Origin of the sequence: Geobacter benzoatilyticus (assembly GCF_017338855.1) — a bacterium.
In the GTDB taxonomy this organism is placed as follows: Bacteria; Desulfobacterota; Desulfuromonadia; order Geobacterales; family Geobacteraceae; genus Geobacter; species Geobacter benzoatilyticus.
The window spans coordinates 1,035,757-1,056,170 of the sequence record NZ_CP071382.1 but is presented as its reverse complement, the minus strand read 5'-3'; the positions used below and the strand labels follow the sequence as shown (position 1 = coordinate 1,056,170).

The 20,414-nt window shown below is 62.1% G+C and carries 19 protein-coding genes; all 19 read right to left on the bottom strand.

The window, feature by feature from the left end; genetic code table 11:
- Window positions 1-118: 118 nt before the first annotated feature.
- The 19 genes from nuoI to JZM60_RS04940 all read right to left on the bottom strand — a co-directional run bounded on the left by nuoI (window position 119) and on the right by JZM60_RS04940 (window position 20,288).
- Window positions 119-649 (bottom strand): NADH-quinone oxidoreductase subunit NuoI, encoded by a 531-nt coding sequence (gene nuoI / locus JZM60_RS05030; RefSeq protein ID WP_207164425.1) that lies wholly within the window; start codon window positions 647-649, stop codon window positions 119-121.
- Between the two features lie 51 nt (window positions 650-700).
- Window positions 701-1,126, bottom strand: a complete 426-nt coding sequence (locus tag JZM60_RS05025; protein WP_207164424.1) for an ankyrin repeat domain-containing protein — start codon at window positions 1,124-1,126, stop codon at window positions 701-703.
- 145 nt (window positions 1,127-1,271) lie between these two features.
- Window positions 1,272-2,261 (bottom strand): NADH-quinone oxidoreductase subunit NuoH, encoded by a 990-nt coding sequence (gene nuoH, locus JZM60_RS05020; protein ID WP_207164423.1) that lies wholly within the window; start codon window positions 2,259-2,261, stop codon window positions 1,272-1,274.
- Window positions 2,262-2,275: 14 nt separating this feature from the next.
- Window positions 2,276-2,557, bottom strand: coding sequence for a DUF2442 domain-containing protein (locus JZM60_RS05015; protein ID WP_207164422.1), 282 nt, complete (start codon window positions 2,555-2,557; stop codon window positions 2,276-2,278).
- Window positions 2,538-2,774, bottom strand: a complete 237-nt coding sequence (locus JZM60_RS05010) for a DUF4160 domain-containing protein (RefSeq protein WP_207164421.1) — start codon at window positions 2,772-2,774, stop codon at window positions 2,538-2,540. Before JZM60_RS05010 ends, JZM60_RS05015 begins: the two co-directional genes overlap by 20 nt.
- Before the next feature lie 169 nt (window positions 2,775-2,943).
- Window positions 2,944-4,872: an NADH-quinone oxidoreductase subunit NuoG gene (nuoG, locus tag JZM60_RS05005; protein WP_207164420.1), complete on the bottom strand. Its 1,929-nt coding sequence runs from the start codon at window positions 4,870-4,872 to the stop codon at window positions 2,944-2,946.
- A 44-nt stretch (window positions 4,873-4,916) separates the two neighbouring features.
- Window positions 4,917-6,182: a complex I 51 kDa subunit family protein gene (locus tag JZM60_RS05000; RefSeq protein ID WP_207164419.1), complete on the bottom strand. Its 1,266-nt coding sequence runs from the start codon at window positions 6,180-6,182 to the stop codon at window positions 4,917-4,919.
- Between the two features lie 4 nt (window positions 6,183-6,186).
- Window positions 6,187-6,525 carry a DUF488 domain-containing protein gene (locus JZM60_RS04995; protein ID WP_207164418.1) on the bottom strand — a complete coding sequence of 113 codons (339 nt, stop codon included), beginning with the start codon at window positions 6,523-6,525 and terminating at the stop codon, window positions 6,187-6,189.
- Between the two features lie 3 nt (window positions 6,526-6,528).
- Window positions 6,529-7,017 carry an NADH-quinone oxidoreductase subunit NuoE gene (gene nuoE, locus JZM60_RS04990; RefSeq protein WP_207164417.1) on the bottom strand — a complete coding sequence of 163 codons (489 nt, stop codon included), beginning with the start codon at window positions 7,015-7,017 and terminating at the stop codon, window positions 6,529-6,531.
- A 132-nt stretch (window positions 7,018-7,149) separates the two neighbouring features.
- The gene (locus tag JZM60_RS04985) at window positions 7,150-9,525 is read right to left on the bottom strand and encodes an NADH-quinone oxidoreductase subunit B/C/D (protein ID WP_207164416.1); all 2,376 of its coding nucleotides are present in this window, start codon (window positions 9,523-9,525) and stop codon (window positions 7,150-7,152) included.
- Window positions 9,512-9,943, bottom strand: a complete 432-nt coding sequence (locus JZM60_RS04980; protein WP_207164415.1) for an NADH-quinone oxidoreductase subunit A — start codon at window positions 9,941-9,943, stop codon at window positions 9,512-9,514. The genes JZM60_RS04985 and JZM60_RS04980 overlap by 14 nt, the downstream gene beginning before the upstream one ends.
- A 222-nt stretch (window positions 9,944-10,165) precedes the next feature.
- Window positions 10,166-10,630, bottom strand: coding sequence for a peroxiredoxin (locus JZM60_RS04975; protein WP_207164414.1), 465 nt, complete (start codon window positions 10,628-10,630; stop codon window positions 10,166-10,168).
- Between the two features lie 44 nt (window positions 10,631-10,674).
- Complete coding sequence (locus tag JZM60_RS04970; RefSeq protein WP_207164413.1) at window positions 10,675-11,901, bottom strand: acetate/propionate family kinase; 1,227 nt, start codon at window positions 11,899-11,901, stop codon at window positions 10,675-10,677.
- 21 nt (window positions 11,902-11,922) lie between these two features.
- Window positions 11,923-12,111 carry a ferredoxin gene (locus JZM60_RS04965; protein ID WP_207164412.1) on the bottom strand — a complete coding sequence of 63 codons (189 nt, stop codon included), beginning with the start codon at window positions 12,109-12,111 and terminating at the stop codon, window positions 11,923-11,925.
- 82 nt (window positions 12,112-12,193) lie between these two features.
- Window positions 12,194-16,729, bottom strand: coding sequence for a glutamate synthase-related protein (locus tag JZM60_RS04960; RefSeq protein WP_207164411.1), 4,536 nt, complete (start codon window positions 16,727-16,729; stop codon window positions 12,194-12,196).
- A 180-nt stretch (window positions 16,730-16,909) separates the two neighbouring features.
- Entirely contained in the window at window positions 16,910-17,965 is a 1,056-nt protein-coding gene (locus tag JZM60_RS04955) for a hypothetical protein (RefSeq protein ID WP_207164410.1), read from the bottom strand.
- A 92-nt stretch (window positions 17,966-18,057) separates the two neighbouring features.
- A complete protein-coding gene (locus tag JZM60_RS04950; protein ID WP_207164409.1) occupies window positions 18,058-19,305 on the bottom strand; it encodes an ATP-binding protein in 1,248 nt (415 codons plus the stop codon).
- Between the two features lie 186 nt (window positions 19,306-19,491).
- On the bottom strand, window positions 19,492-19,986 hold the full coding sequence (locus JZM60_RS04945) for a ferritin family protein (protein WP_207164408.1): 495 nt from the start codon (window positions 19,984-19,986) through the stop codon (window positions 19,492-19,494).
- 77 nt (window positions 19,987-20,063) lie between these two features.
- A complete protein-coding gene (locus tag JZM60_RS04940) occupies window positions 20,064-20,288 on the bottom strand; it encodes a DUF3820 family protein (RefSeq protein ID WP_207164407.1) in 225 nt (74 codons plus the stop codon).
- Between the last annotated feature and the right edge of the window lie 126 nt (window positions 20,289-20,414).

Here is a 20,414-nt window from a genome sequence, read left to right as displayed (position 1 = left end):
GCACGGAGAAAGACGAAACCCGAACCCGTTCTTGTTGTTCTAAAACCTGTGAGTATGTTGCCGGGTTTCCTCTGTGATCCTCAGTGTCCTCCGTGGTTAGTGCTTTGCTTTAAGCGCGTCAGGGCATCAGCCCCCGAACGTCCACCGGTTCCTCCTCCCGTTCTCCCGTTCCCCGTGGCTGGGCGATGCCGATGCCGGCGTGGCGGTAGAAGTTGTAGGCCGGATCCTTGCCGCAGCCGTCCGTGAGGAGGTCTTCCTTCTCGTAGACCAGTTCCATGATGTCCCGTTCGCAGATCTCGTAGTCGGGGGTCATCTGGATGGCAAGGGTGGGGCAGGCCTCGGCGCAGAGGCCGCAGAAGATGCAGCGGGAGAAGTTGATCCGGAACCAGCGGGCATGGCGGCGCCCGTTTCCGTCCTCCGCCGCTTCCATGGAGATGCAGTCAACGGGGCAGGCGGCGGAGCAGAGGTAGCAGGCCACGCAGCGCTCGCCGCCTTCCGGGTCGCGGGTAAGCACGATCCGCGCCCGGTAGCGGGGGGCCGGGGTTCGCTTTATCTCCGGGTACTCGATGGTAGCCGCCTTCCGGAAGATGTGCTTCCAGGTGACGAAGAGCCCCGTGGCGATAGCTTTGAAATCGGCGAAAATGGCCATAGTTGCCTTGGCGGGGGCGAGGGAGAGCCTCGCCCCGCGGCTGTTACCGGGTCAGGCGGTGCCCGCCTTGGCCCGTTGGGCTTTTTTTATGAGATCCAGGGTGTCGGGGTGTCCGTTCGCTTCCGCATAGGTCAGGGCAGTATTGCCGAGCTTCATCTTGGCCAGGGGGTCAGCGCCGGCCGTCAGGAGGGTTTCCACGCACTCGTTGCATCCGTAATTTGCCGCCAGCATAAGGGGGGTATGCCATTCCTGGTCCCGGGGGTCCACTTCAGCGCCCGCCTCCAGCAAGACCTTGATGGCCGCCACCTGGCCGTTGGCCGCCGCGTAGTGCAGGGCGGTCTTTCCCTTTTCGCTCTTGGCCTCCATGTCGGCGCCGTGGGTCAGGAGTTCCTTGATCGTATCCGCGTTCCCCGTTTTTGCCGCCTCGATGAGAGGTGTATGACCATGCTTATCCTTCGTATTCACGTTCTCAACCATGACACGTCCTCCTTTGCTGTTTTGCGTGAGAGTTGACTTCTCCGTGACAATGACCAGTAGTGTGCGTGTTTCAAGACCGTGATGCGGTTATGCGTGGTGTAGACTTCCCATTCCCCCCTTTCTTGTGAAGATGTTCAAAACCGGGTTACAGAAGCATCAGTATCCATCCGGTGGCGAGAATGTTGACCAGGGCCAGCGGCGTCAGCACCTTCCACCCCAGGTGCATGAGCTGGTCATAGCGAAGCCGCGGCAGGGTCCCCCTCATCCATATGAAGAAGAAGGCGAAGGCGAGTGTCTTCACCGAGAACCAGACGAACGGCGGGAGCACCGGCCCCTGCCATCCCCCCAGGAAAAACGTCGTCGCCAGCCCCCCCAGGACGATGATGTTGATATACTCCCCCACGAAGAAGAGGCCGAAGCGCATCCCCGAGTACTCGGTGTGGAACCCGGCCACCAGCTCCCCCTCCGCTTCGGGGATGTCGAAGGGGATCCGCTTGCATTCCGCCGCGATGCTGATGAGAAAGATCACGAACGCCACGGGCTGATAGACGATGAACCAGATCCCTTCCTGGGCCGCCACGATGTCCGACAGCCGGAGCGACCCCGCCAGCATCACCGTGGGCACCAGCGCCAGCCCCATGGATAGCTCGTAGGAGATGAGCTGGGCCAGCCCCCGGATGGAGCCCAGGAGCGCGTACTTGGAGTTGGACGCCCACCCCCCCAGGGCCACCCCGTACACCGCGATGGACGAAAGCGCCATGAAGAAAAGGAGCCCCACGTTCAGGTCCGCCACCTGGAGCGGAATCTCCCGGCCGAATAGGGTCACCGGCGCCCCGAAAGGAATCACCGCAAAGGTGAGGATGGCGGGGATCGCCGCCATGGCCGGCGCCAGATAGAAGAGCCACTTGTCGGCCCCGGCCGGGCGGAAGTCCTCCTTGGTCAGGAGCTTGATGAGATCCGCCAACGGCTGCAGCAGCCCGAAGGGCCCCACCCGGTTCGGCCCCTTGCGGTCCTGGATCCAGGCCAGCACCTTCCGCTCGGCAAAGACCAGGTACGCCGCCAGCGTCAGCACCACGAAGAAGATCAGGGCGATCTTTGCCAGGTGGATGGCTATGTCGAGGGCGATGGGTGACATTCAGTGCTTTCTTCCTACGAAGCCTCTTTCATGTACGGAAGCTGAAAGTTGCCGGCCACGATGCCTGGCACCGTTATGTCCTCGTCCAGTTCTTCCCAACGCAGTGCATGCCCGTTAAGCCGTAGGGTGACATCCTGGAGCTGTTCGTCGGTGGCCCGCGAAAGGATTTTGAACCGGTCTGCCGGAAAACCAATGATACGTCCATCGGTAAGTTCCAGAAAGACGGTCCGCTTCTCGACCCATACCCGGATTGCGGCAGGTTCAGGCATTTCGATGCTATGGGTTGTGGTATTCATGGTATTTCTCCTTAAGGTAGACTTGGTGCTCAAAAACCAGCCGTTCTATTGCCCGCACAACTAAGGGCGGAACCCCTTTGTTGCGGGCAAGAACGATTGGGTCGAGCCAGAACTTGCATTCCCCTTCGGGCGTTTCAACATGAATGTGCGGTGGCTCGTTCCGTTCGTCGGAATAGAAATGGAAGCGGAAGGAGCCTATTCTCAAAACGGTTGGCATGGTGGTAAATCCTTTTGGACATCAATAAAGCAGCCTGTCCCCTTTTCAGGGTTTGTCCCCTTTTCAGGGTTTTGGACATCAATAAAGCAGCCTGTCCCCTTTTCAGGGTTTGTCCCCTTTTCAGGGTTGTCCCCTTTTCAGGGTTTGTCCCCTTTTCAGGGTTCCCTTTTCAGGGTTGCAGTCTCACTCCTTTCCCTTCCGGATCAAGGCCCCGCAGCACCTCCCACCGTCCCTCGAAGGGCTCGGCTACCGTATCCCCTCCACAGCGCTTAGTGAGTTCCGCTACGATCCGCCATGCTGGCCGGGGTTCACCGCCCGGCGGGGCGCTCCGGTGCACCCGCGGCGGATGGAAGGGGACCGGCTTGTCGGGGGAGGCGTGGTAGCGGGCCGGGAGTCCACGGATGGGGAACCCGGAGGCCATGGCTTTGCGGAAGCGCTGGGCTCGCCCTTCGTTATTGACGTAGGTGCCGTCCGCTTCCACCCAGGCGGCGGTGGGGAGTACGATCCCGGCCTGCCGGACCGTCTCCGTGGGGAGCCAGTCGGCGGCGACGAGAAAGGGGACCCGCGCCGGCAGATCTTCGGGGATGTCGGCCTCTATGGCGATGATCCCTTTGACGCCCCCGGAGGCCACTGCCTCTTCCAAGCTGACGGAGCCGTGCTCCTGCGCCAGGAGTCCCGCCCCGAAGGCGTTGGGACCGGGGAGGAGGCAGGCGATTTTGGCCTCGGCCCGGGCAAGGAGCTCGATGGCGGCGGGGGTGTTGTTCCTGGTGCCGCAGATGACCACGGGGCGCTCGAATATCGCCAGGGGAACCTCTTCCAGAAAGCTGAGCTCGATGGCTTCCATTGAAACGGTCCGGGCCTGGTCCAGGGGGGAATGGTTCCCCACCAGGAAGACCGGAGCGCCATGGCGCCAGGCCTGCCGGACCGCCAGGAGCATCATGGGCCCTTCGGCCCGGAGGTCCGCTTCGAGGATGACCACGCAGTCCGCATTCCGCACATCCGCCATGGAGGCGGCGTTGCTGCCGGAGAGCAGGGAGGCGGCTGCGGAAACCCGCGCCCCCTCCTCCCTGCCGGCAAAGTAGCAGAGGTGCCCCGCGCCGAGTGCTTCGGCCAGCCGCGCCAGGAGAATGTTTCCCTCCAGCGCCAGCCGCGGCGAGCCGACCACTGCCAGGCTTCCGGGGCCGTACGTATCCCCCAGCTCGGTAACCCGCAGCATGAGGGCGTCGAGGGCGGCATCCCACGAAACCTCCTCCCCGTCCACCAGGGGCACGCGGGGGCGGGCCGGGTCGTTCACGGCGGCGTTGCCGAACCTCCCCCGGTCGCAGATGAAGTGGCCGTTCACGGCTGGGTTCTCCCGTGCCATTGTCTTCAGGAGCTCCCGGTAGCGGGCCGCCGGCACGGTGTTGCAGCCAAGGGAGCACCAGGGGCAGACCGAGGGGGCCATTTCGTAGTCCCAGTAGCGGGCCCGGAACCGGGCGGTCTTGTCGGTGAAGACCCCGGTGGGGCAGATGTCCACGAGGTTTCCCGAGAAGGGGGATTCCAGCGTCCCCTCCTGGAACCGGCCGTAGTAGACCCGCCGGGCGCTCCCCATGACCCCGAAGTCGCTGCCGCCGGCGTACTCCTGGTAAAAGCGGACGCAGCGGTAGCACTGGATGCAGCGGTTCATCTCGTGCTGGATGTATGGCCCCAGCTCCTGGTTCACATGGGTCCGCTTCTTCCCCTCGAAGCGGCGGATGCCGTGGCCCCCGGCAACAGTGTAGTCCTGCAGGAGGCATTCGCCCCCCTCGTCGCAGACCGGGCAGTCGTGGGGGTGGTTGGTCATGAGCCACTCGATGACGAGGCTTCGCATCTTCAGGGCATCGGGGTCGGTGGTGGAAACCACCATGCCGTCCTGGGCCGGGAGCATGCACGACATCTGGATCCCCTTCACCGGCCCGTCCAGCAGCTTCACGGCGCAGAGCCGGCATGCCCCCACGCTCCCCAGTGCCGGGTGGTAGCAGAAGTGTGGGATCCAGATCCCCACGGTCTTGGCCGCCTCCAGGACGCTGGTGCCGGCGGGGACTTCAACCGTTATGTGGTCGATAATAAGTTTCGGCATATTGTAAAAACCCGCCCCGGAACATGCGGTTCCGGTGGCAAAAATCAACGCCCAATCGGGCAGCGCCCCAAGACTATATGTTCCCGGACCTCATCCTCGAAGAGGCGCAGAAGCCCTTCCACCGGTCCCATGGCGCCGGGGGCCAGGGGGCAGAAGGCGTAGTTGAGATACTGCACGTGCTCCCGGAGGATGCCGATATGCTCCTCCCGCCCCGCGCCCGCCTCGATTCGGGTCAGGACGTCCCGCACGAAGGGGAGCCCTTCCCGGCAGGGGGTGCACCAGCCGCACGATTCCCGGGCATAGAAGGAGACCAGGTTCAGGGTTGCCGCCACCATGCAGGTGTTCTGGTCGAGGACCACGATGCCGCCGGTGCCGAGCCGCGACCCGGCCTTGGCCACGGTGTCGAAATCCATGGGTACATTCCAGTGGGCCCTGGTGAAGAATGGCGTTGACGCCCCGCCGGGGATGCACGCCTTGAACTCCCGCCCCGGCAGCATGCCGCCGCAGGGGCCGTCGATGATCTCGCCGAGGGTCATCCCCAGGGGGAGCTCGAAGCAGGCAGCGTTTTGCACCGGGCCGCTCACGCAGAAGAGCTTCATCCCCGCGGCCTCGGGAATCCGTGCCAGCCCCTTGAACCAGGCGGCTCCCCCCGTGATGATGGCCGGGATGTTGGCCAGGGTCTCCACGTTGTTCACCACCGTGGGGCGCCCCCATAGCCCCTTCACCGCCGGGAAGGGGGGCTTGGAGCGAGGGTTGGCCCGTTTTCCCTCCAGGGCGTTCATGAGGGCCGTTTCCTCGCCGCAGATGTAGCGCCCGGCGGACTTGTGGACGTCCAGCTCCAGGGAGAAGCCGGAGCCGAGGATGTTATTGCCCAGGAAGCCCGCAGCTTTTGCCTCGGCTATGGCCCGGCGGCAGTTCTCCGCCGCCTCCTCGTAGCCTCGCCGGATGAAGATGAAGGCATGGGCCACGCCGATGGCGTAGGCGGCCAGGGTTATCCCCTCCACCAGCGAGTAGGGGTTCGCCTCCAGGAGAATCCGGTCCTTGTAGGTCCCCGGCTCCATCTCGTCGCAGTTGCAGATGAGATGGCGGGGGCCGGGGATGTCCCTGGGGACGAAGGACCATTTCTTCCCCGTGGGGAACCCGGCGCCGCCCCGCCCCCGCAGGTTCGAGTCGATCACCGCCTGCTGGACGTCATTGGGGGACATGCCGGAGAGGGCCTTCTCCAGGGCCGCGAAGCCACCCTCGGCCCGGTACTCGGCAAAGGTCACGCACCGGCCGGGGCGGTTATGTCGGAATAGGACCTGTTCCATGGGGTTAATCGAGCATCTCCCTCAGCGCCACCGCGTTGTTGTGCTCTTCATCCTTTGCGGCAAATAGAAGCGTCACCGTTCCCTCTGATGCCAGCTTCCGAAGCCCGCCCAGAAGCTCCGCCTTCGCCTCCAATTCCCGCCGGTACCGCTCCCGGAACTCCTCCCACTTTGCCGGGTCGTGGCCGAACCACTTTCTCAGTTCATCGCTCGGGGCGATCTCCTTCAGCCACTCGTCGATGCGGGCCTTCTCCTTCGCAATCCCCCGGGGCCAGAGCCGGTCAACGAGGATGCGCTTCCCGTCCTCGGCCGCCGGTTCGTCATAGACCCGCTTAATCCTGACCATTGCTCATCCCTCCTTGGAAGCAAGCGCCTGCCGCTCCGCCGCCAGGATCTCCGCTGCCCGCTCCGGCGTCACCCGGCCGTGGAGGGTGTCGCCCACCATGAGGGTCGGCGCTTCGCCGCAGTTGCCGAGGCAGCAGCAGGGGAGGAGCGTGAAGAGCCCGTCCGCCGTGGTCCCCCCCGGCTCGATGCCGAAGGCTGTCGCCAGGTGCGCCATGAGGCTCTCCCCACCCATGGCCCAGCAGGAGATGGAGTCGCAGACGTGGATCACCCGCTTCCCCACGGGGCGGCGATAAATCATCTCGTAGAAGGTGGCCAGCTCCTCCACCTGGAGCGGCGTCAGCCCCAGGAGCGCCGCCGCCTCGGCCACCGCCTCGTCGGTGAGCCAGCCGTAGTGGCGCTGCAACTCCTTAATGACGTCCACCGCCGCCTCGCGGTTGGTGACGGCGTGGGCGATGCGGGCCTTCAACTCTGATTTCAGCTTGTCAGGAAGCATAAAAACCTTTTTACCACAGAGACACGGAGACACAGAGAAAACCTTTAAGATTTTAAGGATTTAAGCCAGAAAAAGCTTTTCGATTTTGCAGTTCCCTGTGTCTCCGTGTCTCTGTGGTGGACATAACGATTTTCAACGGTCCAGATCCGCCAGCACGAAGTCGATGGACCCGATGATGGCCAGAAAATCCGCCACGAGCCACCCCCGGCTCATGAGCGGGAGGGCCTGGATATGGGGGAAGCTCGGGGTCTTGATCCGGACCCGGTACGGGACGTTGAGGCCGTCGCTCACCACGAAGTAGCCGTTCTCCCCCTTGGGGGCCTCGATGGCGCTGTAGTTCTCCCCCTTGGGGGGCGCCATCCCCCGCGTGGCGTTGATAAAGTGGTGGATGAGGGATTCGATGTCGTGGAGCGTGTCCCGCTTCTTGGGGAGGACGTAGCGGTAGTCGTCGGTAATCCACCGCCCGGCGGGCATCTCCTTCCAGCACTGCCGGACGATATGGAGCGACTGGCGGATCTCCTCGATCCTCATCCGGTAGCGGGCCCAGCAGTCCCCCCCTTCTTCCGTGGGGATCTCGAAGTGGAAATGCTGGTAGCCGTTGTATGGAATCTTCTTTCGCAGGTCCCAAGCCACGCCGCAGGCCCGCAGGTTGGGGCCGGTGACTCCCCACTCCATGGCCTCGTCTTTCGTGATGGCGCCGACTCCTTTCAGCCGCGCCTTGAAGATGGGGTTTCCCTTCAGGAGGTCCTCGTATTCCTTCAGCCGGCCCGGCATCCAGTCGAGAAACGCCTTCACCGCTCCGTCCCACCCCTCGGGGATGTCTTCGGCCACGCCGCCGATCCGGAACCAGGAGGGGTGCATACGGCCGCCGGTGACCATCTCCACGATGTCGAAGATCTTCTCCCGGTCGGTGAAGGTGTAGAAGACCGGGGTCATGGCCCCCACGTCGGCGGCAAAGGTGCCGAGCCAGACCAGATGGCTGGCGATCCGGAAGAGCTCGGCCAGCATGACCCGGATGGCGATGGCCCGGTCGGGAACGGTGATGCCGCAGAGCCGCTCCACGCTGTTCACGTAGGCCAGGTTGTTCTGGACCCCGGCCAGGTAGTCGATCCGGTCGGTGTAGGGGATGAACTGGTTCCAGTGCTGGCGTTCGCCGATCTTCTCGGCTCCACGGTGGTGGTAGCCGATGTCGGTGTCCATGTCCACGATCTCTTCGCCGTCCAGCTTCAGGATGAAGCGGATGATGCCGTGGGTCCCCGGATGCTGGGGGCCGAGGTTCAGGATCAGGGTCTCTTCATCAATTCTATCGAAGAAATCAGAGGCCGGCAGGGCCTGGTGGCGCCGGGCGTCGTCGGTGGTGTAGGGGGCCATCTCCGTGGCCCGGAACGGGTGCTCCTTCCGCAGGGGATGCCCCTCCCAGTCCGGCGGCATGAGGATGCGGCGCAGGTTCGGGTGGCCGGCGAAGCGGATGCCGTACATGTCGAAGGCTTCCCGCTCGTACCAGTCGGCGGCCGGGAAGACGCCGGTCGCGCTCGGAAGCTCCGGGGCATCTCCTGCCAGTTCCGTCTTGATCCGCAGATGGCCGGGTTGGTCGAAGTTCAGGAGGTGGTAGTTGACGGTGAAGTCCGGGAACCGCTCCCGCTCCCGGCGGCACGATTCGTCCACGCAGGCCACGTCCTCCAGCCGCCGGAAGGGGGCTGAAACACGGGTTTTGAGATGCCGCAGCACCTCGGGCACCAGCTCCGGCGGGCAGCGGTAGGTGAGCATGTCGGTGGCGGCGGGGTCCACCGTCACCCGGTGGTCGAAAACCGTCTCCAGTTCGCCGGTAAGGCCGAAGCCTGGGTAGTCGTGCTTCGGGGCGGGGGGGCGCCACATTTCGTCGGAGCGGGGCATCCGGAAATTCGGGTGCTGCACCGAAGTGCCGCGTATGGTGGCCCCCTCCATGCCGGGACCCCGGGTGTCGCGGGATTTGGTCTCGCCATCCACGAGGACAGGCCTGACCGTTCCCTCGGTCCCGCCGCTCATGTGCAGGACCTTCCGGGCGGGGTGCTCGTCCCGTCTGATCTTCTCCTGCAGGAGCATGAGCCCCTGGAGGAACGCCTCGGGGCGAGGCGGGCAGCCGGGGATGTGGACATCCACCGGGATGATCTGGTTCACCCCCTGGACCACGCTGTAGACGTCGTACATGCCGCCGGAGTTGGCGCAGCTCCCCATGGAGATGACCCACTTGGGTTCGGCCATCTGCTCGTAGAGGCGGAGGATGGAAGGGGCCATCTTCTTGAAGACCGTCCCGGCGATGACCATGAGGTCCGCCTCCCGGGGGGTCCCCCGGAGCACCTCGGCCCCGAAGCGGGAGACGTCGTAGCGGGAGGTGAAGGAGGTCATCATCTCCACGAAGCAGCAGGAGAGCCCAAAGAACATCGGCCAGAGGGAGTTGGCCCGCCCCCAGTTGATGAGGTCGTCCAGGCGGGCCAGTACTATGTTCTGTGAAATTTCAGTCTCTTCCATGGGCCCTCCGTTCACGGGACGGGCCCCAGTCGAGGCCCCCTTTCATCCAGAGCCAGACCAGCCCCAGGAGGAGGATGACGATGAAGAAGGTGATATGGACGAGCCCCGCCAGTCCCAGTTCCCGCCAGGCCGTGGCCCAGGCGAAGATGAAGGCCGCTTCCACGTCGAAGACGATGAAGAAGATGGCGATCAGGTAGAAGGGGACCGGGTAGGCGAGGCGGGCGCTCCCCGTGGGGATGACGCCGGATTCGTAGGGGAGTTCCTTGTTGCGGTTGGTGGCCTTGGAGCCGAGCCACCAGGCGGCAAGAAGAAGTACGGCGATCAGCAAAGTCGCCGCAAGGGTATAGAGCGCCAGGGGAAGGAACTCGGGCGGCAGGCTTGGAAAAAAAGAATGGGTTGTGGCGGCGGCTGGCTGCATTCTACTCTCCTTGACGTCGAGTGAAATGCCGAGCTCATACTTTAGCGCAATCGGGGTTTAAGTCAACGGTGTAATGTTCGGATTGGTTTTTCCCGCCCCTTTTCCCCCTCTCCCTAGCCCTATCCCACAAAGGGGAGAGGGAGTTTAAGGCCCCCCTCCCTTCGATGGGAGGGGCAGGGGGAGGGTGCAAGGGCGCGAAGAAAAGGCGGGAAACCCCCGCCGTTACCGTTTTTGCAGAAATTCAAGCACCTGGGCCGGGTGGGCGTCGGCCTTGGCCACCTTGGCCCAGTGTTTTACCACTGTGCCGTCGGGGCCCACCACCACGGTGGAACGGGTGACCCCCAGGGCGGTCTTGCCGTACAGGAGCTTCTCGCCGAAGGCGCCGTAGGCCTTCATCATGGTCATGTCGGGGTCCGAGAGGAGGGTGAAGGGGATATTCTGGTTCCCGATGAATTTTTCGTGGGCCTTGAGGCTGTCCTTGCTTACGCCAAGGAGGCAAACGCCCAGTTTGTCGAATTCCGGCTTCAGATCACGGAAGCCGGTGGCCTCTTTCGTTCAGCCGGGGGTGCTGTCCTTGGGGTAGAAGTAGATGACGGTGGTCTTGCCCGCATACTCTTTCAGGGAGTGCTTCTTTCCGTCGCTCCCTTCAAGGGTGAAGTCCGGAGCTTTTTTCCCTTCCAGCGACATGGCTGCCTCCTTTTGTTGTGGTCCGGAATAAAGTTTACCCCATTTCAGGGACATGTCATCAGTCCGGTGCCGTTCATGACGGCTGCCACCTCTTCGGCATAGACCATCTCCTCTTCAGTGGGGATGACGTAGACCGCCACGGGTGAGCCGTCTGCGCTGATCCGCTCCTCCCGGTCCACGGAACGGGCCGCCCGGTTCCGCTCCCGGTCGAGCCGGATGCCGAATATCTCCATGCCGGCAAGGGCCTTCTCCCGTACGATCCACTCCCCTTCGCCCGAAGCGGTGCTGAAGACCAGGGCGTCCACCCGGCCGAGGGCCGCTATGTAGCCGCCGATATGCTTTTTGATGCTGTAGGCCTGCATGTCGATGGCCATGAGGCACCGCTCATCCCCATTGATGGCCCGTTCCAGCACTGCCGGCCGTTCCAGCTTCATTCCGGTTATTCCCGTGGCTCCGCTCCGCTGGTTGAGGATCCGTTCCATGTCCCGGGCGGTGAGCTGCTCCTCCTGCATGATGAAGGGGGGAATGCCGGGATCGATGGAGCCGCAGCGGGTTCCCATCATGGTCCCTTCCAGGGGGGTGAGCCCCATGCTCGTGTCGATGGAGCGCCCACCTTCAACGGCGCAGAGTGAAAGGCCGTTGCCGATGTGGATAGTTACCAGGTTACATTGGGCGGGTTTGCGCTCCAAGAGCGCCGCTCCGCGTCGTGCCGCGTAGCAGTGGGAGGCGCCGTGGAAGCCGTAGCGCCTGACGCCGTGCTTCTCGTACCATTCCCAGGGGAGGGGGTAGAGGTAGGCATGGAGCGGCATCGTCTGGTGGAAAGCCGAGTCGAAGACCGCCACGTGGGGGATGTCGGGGAGGACTTCCAGGGCACCCTCGATCCCTGCCAGGTTGGCGGGGATATGGAGCGGCGCCAGCTCTTCGAAGCTCCGCACCGCGCTGATGACTTCTCCGTCGATGGGTATGGAGGCGGAGAACTGCTCGCCTCCATGGGCTACCCGGTGTCCAACGGCGGTGATCTGCTCCACCCGTTGGAGGGGTCCTTCCAGGGGGTGGGTCAGGGCTGAGATGATGAGGGCCACGCCGGCGCCGAAAGTGGGGCAGTCGGATTCAAGATGGTAGGGATCGTGTCCCGGTACTTCCATGGTGATGCACGAGTCGCCCAGTTCGATCCGGTCCACGTCCCCCCGGGCGAGGACGGTTCGCGTTGACCAGTCGAAAAGGCGGAAATAGATGGAATAGCCCCGGCAGTTCAGAATCAGGATACGCATGTGTTTCCCTGTAACATTGGATTATCCCCAGTGGATGCAGGCCACGGGGCAGGCGTCTATGGCCTCCTGGATTTTCTCCTCGGGTGCTCCCGCCGGTTCGTGGACCTCGGCTAGGTTGTCGTCGTCAAAGCGGAACACTTCGGGGACCATTTCTACGCAGAGACCGCAGCTGATGCAGACATCTTTCTCGACATAAACATTGCGGGCCATTGCTCTACCTCCTTGGTACCTTTTGCATTCTCCCTCCGGGAGAAGGGCCGGTCGAAAACTGATGTTTATGGGAGGAATTGTATCACTCCGTACTCTTTGGGGTAACAATATTTTTTTCCGGGACGATCTTCACGAAACTGCTCCGTGCTCCACCCATGATTCTCTCCACGGCGTCGGCTTCTTCCTCCTGGTGGGAGTGGAGAAGCTCCCGATGGTATGCCAGGAGCAGTTCCCCGATGTTTGCCACATCTTCTTCTTCAATGTCCCGGATCTCCACCCCCGCTCCCTTGGCGAGCCGGCGGCGAAGCGATTCCCGGTCGAGCCCCATGGCTTCGTCCCGGTGGCAGTAAACCACGCCGCCGGTCATGCCGGAGCAGATCCAGGGGCCGGGGTCTCCCAGTACCACCACCCGGCCGGCGGTCATGTACTCGAAGGCGAACCCCTTCAGGTTGGCCCGGCAGGCCATGTCTCCCCGGGAGTCGTCCAGGGGTTCCCGGACGCGGGAGCCGAAGACCACGTCGGCACCGGAGAGGCGGATGCAGGCACGGCTGTCGGCATCCCCCTGGATGAGGAAGGTACCCCCCTGGGCGCCGTAGGCGAGTCCCTTGCCCACGGTCCCCCCGACCCGGCGCCCCTCCCGGTTTTCCCCCTTGAGGATGACGATACTGCCGCCGGAGGCGCACTTGCCGACCCCGTCCTGGGCACCCCCTTCCACCCGGATGTCGATCCGGTCGATGGAAAAGGCGGCCAGGCCGTTGCCCGGGATGGCGTCCCGGTGGAACTGGAGAAGGGCATTCTGGCCTGGGCTGAAGCGCCCCTCCGCCACCCCCCGCACATAGGCCCCGGCCAGGTGGGTGCCGATGGCCCGGTCGGAGCTGGTGGCGTTATCGTCGTCGTAGCGGACCCGCTCCTCGCCGGCGGCAAAGGCGTCGGTCACGAGCCCGGAGATGAGCGAGGTGAGGTAGTTGAGGGGCTTGCGGATGATCCGCACCTCGGGCTCAAAGGTGGAGGTTTCGGCACGCTGGGCCGGCCGGACAAGCTCCGTCAGATCGAGGCGGTCGAGCCCCCGGGACTGAATCAGCAGATCGCTCCGCCCCACCAGATCCTGGGTCCGCCGGAAGCCGAGCTTGGCGGTGAGGATCCGGATTTCCCGACTCATTCCCCGGAAGAAGGTGCACATGTAGATGACTCCGTTTTCCAGCACCCGCGGCACGAAGCGTTTCAGCCCCTTCGCTTCCGCCTCCTCCGTGGTCTCGATCTGGGTGGCGATCCCCACGTGGCAGGTACCGAGATGGCAGCCCCGGCAGGCGGTGCAGCCGATGACCACCATGGCCATGGTGCCGAAGCCGACCCGGTTGGCCCCCAGGAGCATGAGCTTCACCACGTCGCGCCCCGTGCGTGCGCCGCCGTCGGCCCAAATTTCCACCTTTTGCCTCATCCCTGCCGCAACGAGCGCTTTGTGGGCCTCGGATACCCCGATCTCCGCAGGCAGCCCCACGAACTTGATGGCGTGCTTGCGGGCCGCGCCGGTGCCGCCGTCGTAGCCGCTGATGGTGATGATGTCGGCCCCCGCCTTGGCGACCCCCAGGGCGATGGTGCCGATCCCGGCCACCGCCGGCACCTTCACCGAGATGCGGGCCTGAGGATTGGCGGTGCGCAGTTCTTCCACGATCTGGGCCAGGTCCTCGATGGAGTAGATGTCGTGGTTGTTGGATGGCGAGATGAGGGAGACCCCCGGCGTCGCGTGGCGGGCCGCCGCGATCTTGGCCGTCACCTTGAAGCCGGGGAGGTGCCCCCCTTCGCCCGGCTTGGCCCCTTGCCCCACCTTGATCTCCAGGAAGTCGGCGGAGTTGAGGAATGCCATGTTCACCCCGAAGCGCCCCGAAGCGATCTGCTGCCCCCGGTTCTTCCGGTACCACCCCAGCATGTCGGCTATCTCGCCCCCCTCGCCGTTCATGCAGACGATGTTGAGGCGCTTGGCCGCCTCGGCGTAAATCCGGAACGGCGTCTCCCCCTGGGAGCCGAAGCTCATGGCCGAGAAGAGGATCGGGAGGCTGTGGTCCCCGATGCCCGTGTCCACTTCGTCCGGGTCCACGGTCAACTCCGGGGTGTAGCGGAGATCGAGCAGGTGCCGGATGGCCAGGGGGGTCTCCGCCTCGTACTGCTGGATGAGGCGGGAGAGGTCGGCATAGGTTTCCTCCATCTTGGCCACGGCCCCAACCATCTTCCAGATTTTCGGATAGAGGCGGAACTGGACCGGCACCGGCTGTTTCTGACGGCTGCGGGCCACGGCGGAGCGGGAGCGGTTCTCGGCCTCCAGCCGCTCCAGGGTGAGCCCCCCCTGTCCCGAGCCGCAGAAGTTGGGGGTCTCGAAGATCCCCGCCAGATGCCCGCAGAGGCCGATGGAGGCGAAGTACTTGCCGTACCCCCCGATCTCGTGGGTTCCCATGGTGGAGATGACCTTCTCCAGCCCCTTGGACAGGACGGAAAAGAGATTCTTCACCCCGGCCGCGTCGCCGGCCCCTTCCCACATGAGGTAGGGGCAGAGGGCGTCTGCCCCCATGCCGAGGGCGAAGATGAGATCGTGGAGACTCCGGAGCGCCCCGGAGCGAACCACCAGGGATGCCCGGCGTCGCAGGCTCTCGCCCGTGGGGTCGGTGGTCTCCTTGAGACCCTTGTGGAGGACCGCCGTCACCAGAAACGGATCGATGAAGCTCTTGCCCGGCGCGAAGCAGTCGCTGTCATCCAGCAGAAGCATTGCCGCGCCGCGGGTTACCGCCTCGGTTGCTTCACGGCTGAGGCGCGCCAGGGCTGCGCCAAGCCCCTCGTCTTTCCCCATGAAACAGGGAATCACCCGGCAGCGCCCCTTCCCCGTGCCGAAGGAGGCAATGAGCCTTTCCAGGGTGACGGTGCCGAACTCCCGGGCCAGGGCCGCGTCATCCGCGCTTGCCCCGGTACGGCGGCCGCCGGTCAGAAGGGGGACCTCAAGGGCCACCCCCGGCCGGGCCGGACCCCGGAACAGGGGGCGGGGTCCCAGGTAGACACGGGTAGAGAAGTGTTCCGCCTCCCGCTCCCGGTCGATGGCCGGGTTGGTCACTACCGCCACCTGCTCCTTGAAATAGTCGGAGAGGTTCTGGCGCTGGTTGGATAGGGAGGCCAGGGGGCCGTCGTAGCCGAGGGACGCGATGGGGTCGGAGCCGCTCTTTGCCATCTCCCGGAGATTGGAGAGGTCGCTGGATTTCCAGGCGAAGGCGGACATTAGGTTGTCCTGGTGGAGCCTGGCGCTGCGTTGCCATCGGGCCTGTAGGGGCAGTTCATGGATTGACACTGCACAACCCGCCGCCATCAGGGCCTTTTCCTGGGCCGGGAGGTTCGTCCGTTTCCGGAAGCTCTGGTAGACCTCCTGCCGCAGGGCCGGATGGTCCATGAGCTCCACCGTGCGCCCCGCCGCGATCCGCACCCCCACCTTCTCGCCGGGGGCCAGGGGTTTCGGGTCGGCCAGGATTTCTTCGTGGGGGACCACCCCCAACTCCGAGGAGGCGAAGATCTCCTTGGTCGTCTCACCCACCCAGAGGGGGCGAAGCCCCATGGCATCCACGCTGAAGATGCAGAGATCCCGGTGCCGGGCGATGATGGCCGCCGGCCCCTGGGCGCTCGCCTTCAGGAAGCGGCGGAACCAGGTGTACATGGAGCGCAACTCCGGCACCATGCCGTCCATGGCGCTGAAAATGGGGGGAAAGACCACCTCCATGGCCTCGAAGATGGTGAGGCCGTAGCGGAACATGAGCCCTTCCAGGGTCCGGTTCAGGTCCTGGGAGTCGGAGCCGTCGGCGAAAAGGGGTATCCCCATCATCCGCGCCTCCTCCCGGAGCCGGGCGATGGTGTTGATCTCCCCGTTGTGCCCCAGGAGCGAGAAGGGCTGGGCCCGGAGCACCGTGGGGAGGGTGTTGGTGGAGTAGCGGCTGTGGCCGATGGTGACCGAGGAGAGGAACTCCCGGCGCTTCAACTCCGGGTAGTAGCGGGAGAGGAGTTCCGGCGCGCCGTGGACCTTCCAGGCCGTGACGTCCGCCGAGAGCGACGCCACGTGTACCGGGAAATCCCGCTCGATGGAAGTCTGGAGCTCAAAGAGAAGGGCCGGTGCGGCCACCTTCTCCGGGCAGAGAAGCGCCACCTGCCAGAAAAGTGGCTCCCCCTCCCGGGCGCGGCTGGAGAGCACCTCGCTCCGGACTATGCCGGGGCGCTCCACCAGGAGCTGCACCCCCGCCGCGGCAAAGCGGGCGAGGATCTTTTCCTGGAGTTGCGGGTCCGCCGCCGTGGCCTCCTTCGGCAGGAGGAGATGCCCCACCGCGAAACCGGGCGCCTCGGCCAGGTTCGGGTCGTGGCCGGCGCCGGCCAGCACCTCCCGCCAGATCATCCGGGGGATGTCGGTCAGCACGCCGCAGCCGTCCCCCTCGCCGTTGATCTCCCCGGCCCGATGCCCCATCTTGATGAGCGCCTCGATGGTCCGCTGGACGTTACCGTGTGTGGGGCGGGCCTCCTTGTTGATGTAGCAGATGATGGCGCAGGCGTCCCGCTCGGGGGGGACGAGGCCGGAAGGGTCGATGTGTTGGTTGGTCATGGGAATCTCCCTGAGGGTGGAAGAGGGTGGAATGGGCATTATAAAGCTCATCCTTTAGTATACAGTGATCTTTGTCTCAGGCAGTGTGTGATTGTTCAACGGCTTGGGCGGTGACCCGCCCGCCCAGTTTCTTCGGGCGGTCGGTGTCCACCGGCCTTGTTGAACATTACGTCGCTGTTCTTATGCTTGACCTAACGCATCAAGGAATTTGATAAATGTCATGGGGTCAAATGACTGTAGAGGTATTTTCCCAACTTTCCCTGAGGCTTTTGCCATAGGAATAGGCTCAATGCATAGAAATTCTAAAGCCTTCGCAACAGCAGATTCCTTCTCTTTTATTGTCCAGACTTCAATGTGTGGGATACGTCCAGGGGATATTCCTATACATGCCGTGGTATACGGGTCATGTGGTTGAATGAAGGAGAGAGTTTTGGCCGCCGCAAGCGCTACTGAAATCCCTGATATTGTTCGACTACCTGCTTTTACAGCATTGTAAACGGCAAGATAATCTTCCATCTGCTTCCGCAGTCCAACTTCAGTGTACGCCTGTAGTATTTCATCATCGGAAAGCATAAGTCCTTTCTTGGAAGACTTGATCTCTTTCTTAACTTCTGCTCCATAAAGATGTGGGATTATTATTTCGAAGTCTTTGTGGCGGTAATATTCTAATTCAACGGCATAAATATCGAAATTGCTGTTGCTGTTCATATAAATAATCAGATCCCGCAGACGATCGTGCAATTTGTCCATAAGCACGACAAACTTGAAATTGCCAGAATTGAGATTTTTCTGAACATTTGTGAGTAGCTGCTCGGTTTGCACTAAATCAATAGTAAAAAATTCCTGAAGTTTCTCTTCAAACGGCATATTAAATGCGCGTTGCGCCTTGGAGTCCAGTATCGAGATGAATTCACTGAAATCTAAACTGTGTCGCCAGAGCGAAGCCCCATAGTCCAGAACTTGTGCAACGACCAAACGTTTATCGTTATTTCGGTAGAGTTTTGTTTCTATGAGGTATATTTGGCCAGATTGGTCGACTCCAAGAGCGTCTATTGGGCCGCTTCCAGTTGGGAATTCACGTGCCAATACGAGCAGCCGAATATCTTCGTTGATTTCATAAAGAGGGATCGTCTCAGGATTGCGGTGGATATACTCTTGAAGATGGTCTTCCAATTGGAAATCAGATGGATCAAGTTTGACCGCATCCTTCCCATTCTTCGAGACGATAATCGCCATTTATTCCTCCACTTTTACTTGTTCAACTTCTTATTGACCGGTTCACGCGCGTACGCGCGTGAACCGGATGATCTACCCAAATGGCTTTTGCTTCACCGTTCTTCCCACAACGTCCGGATCGGCACGGCAAACAGGCGGTCGCCAAAGGATACAGTCATTTCGCCGTCGTACAGCACCACCCCGGCGCAGAAACGCTCTCCAGTTGCGTCCCTCAGTTTTCGCAGCCCGCGAAAATCGGCTGCCGTGACGGTGGCAGCAGCTTTTACCTCTATGCCGGACAGTTGGTGCCCTTCCGTCTCCAACACAATGTCGACCTCGACACCATCCTTGTCGCGGAAATGGTAAAACCTGGTTGGAACCTCGCGCCAACCGGCTTGTCGCCGCAACTCCTGATAGACAAACGTCTCCAGCAGTTGTCCCATGAGTTGGCGGTCGGCCATGAGCGTATCCACGGTCACCCCGAGCAGTGAACAGGCAACACCGCTGTCCCCCAGGTGCAATTTGGGGGTCTTGATCAGGCGGCTCAGGCGGTTTGTGTGCCAGGGGGGAAGTTCATCCACCAGAAATACGTTGCCGAGCAGGGTCAGATAGTCGCGGATGGTCGGACGGCTAACCTGGAACGGCGACGCCAGGTCGCTGATGTTGAGGAGCCGTGCTGTCTGGCTGGCCGCCAGCGTGAGCAGGCGCGGCAATGCGTCCAGCGCACTGATGCGTGCCAAATGGCGCACATCGCGTTGCACAAGGGTCTCAATGTAATCGCGATACCAGGCTGAACGGCGGCGTGGGGTCAAACGCGCCAGGGCCGCCGGATACCCGCCGGCTACAATCCGTTCTGCCAGCTCTATACCTAAGCGTTGATGGGAACCAGGCGTGAAATTTGAGCTGAACAGGTTGTCCAGAAAATAACCCCTGACGCCTGCAAGTTCTGTCTGTGCCAGGGGATGCAGCCGGAGGATTTCCATGCGCCCGGCAAGTGAATCGGCCAGGGTTGGCAGGAGAAGCACATTGGCTGAACCGGTCAGGATAAAGCGCCCGGGTGTGCGATTACGATCAATCGTAACCTTGAGAGAGGTAAACAACTCAGGTACCCGCTGCACCTCATCCAAAATAACCTTGCCACTCAAATCGCCGACAAAGCCCATTGGGTCGGCGCTGGCGGCAGCACGAAGCACGTCGTCATCAAAGGTAAGGTAGGAGTATCCCTCAAGGTCGCCGATTTTGCGTGCAAGCGTACTCTTCCCGCATTGGCGCGGTCCATGTACCAGCACAACCGGCGAGTCGGCCAGCGCTTCGTGCATCCGCTCCTGAATGAAGCGGGGATAAAAGAAGGTCTCATTCATAGGGAAAAGGATAAGGCATTGTTCGGCTGATTGAAAGTAATTCTTTCGTCCAAATGAAAGTTTGGGCTCGTCTGACTGCAAATATCAGCGTGCTAAACCGTCAATATTAATGGGTAGCGCACAGTTTTCAGCCCCTCGTCACCAACGGTGTTCCAGTGGGGACACTGTCCAGTTCCCCCGGATTTGTCACAGAGGTTTTTCCATTACCGTCTTGAACGCCCTCTCAAGGGAAACGATGTGCCCCTGGTCGTTCTTCATCATTGCCTCGAAGAGTTTTCTGTAACTTTCATCCTGGAAGAGAGCCAGTGATGACATGTGGTATGCTGCAAGCTTCTCCTCGATTTTTATGGCAGAGCGGAGCGCATCGGCTATTGCGGGCCTGGTTTGTTTCACCGTTGCATAAATTGATTTGAGTTTGTTCAGTATGGTTTCCGCAGTGAACAAATCAGTGTTGACGGCCTGGACAACCCCCTGCCGGCGAAGGTTGATTGCCAAGGCAAACTGGTTTGCATGATTTTCTTCTTCCCGGGCGGTCTTTTCCCACAATTTCGACATGTCCGGGGTGTCGCTGAAGATTTCCGCGTAATAATGATACAACCCGGCCATGCATTCCTCTATCTCCCGGCATATCTCCAATATTCTCAGGACATCCTCTTTCGTTCCGCAATGCGTTTCAGCCATTAAATTTCTCCTCTTGTACGATATTCAACACATGGGGAATGAAGAGTGAACTCGGTATTCTATTCCTGTCGGTACCGTCACCGCAACCGGTCAAAGAGATATTCGAGCCCGTTTACCTTGATTTCATAGACGGCGCGCAGCATGGTGCCCAGCTTCCCTTCGGGAAAGCCCTGCCCGGCGAACCATACCACATATGGCTCCGGCAGGTCGATGAGGCGGCGCCCCTGATATTTGCCAAAGGGCATCCGCATGGTGGCCAGTTCCAGCAACTGTTCGTGATCGTGGGAAGGATATTGTTCCATTGGTTCCTTTGTGGTGCTCTTGAGTGGGGCCGGCCGGCGGGGGATTGCCGGACATGGCGAGTCAGTTCATCTCCGTAATCGCTTCACGATTCGAAGCTATTACGGCTTCTTGAAGTTTCCGGTGAA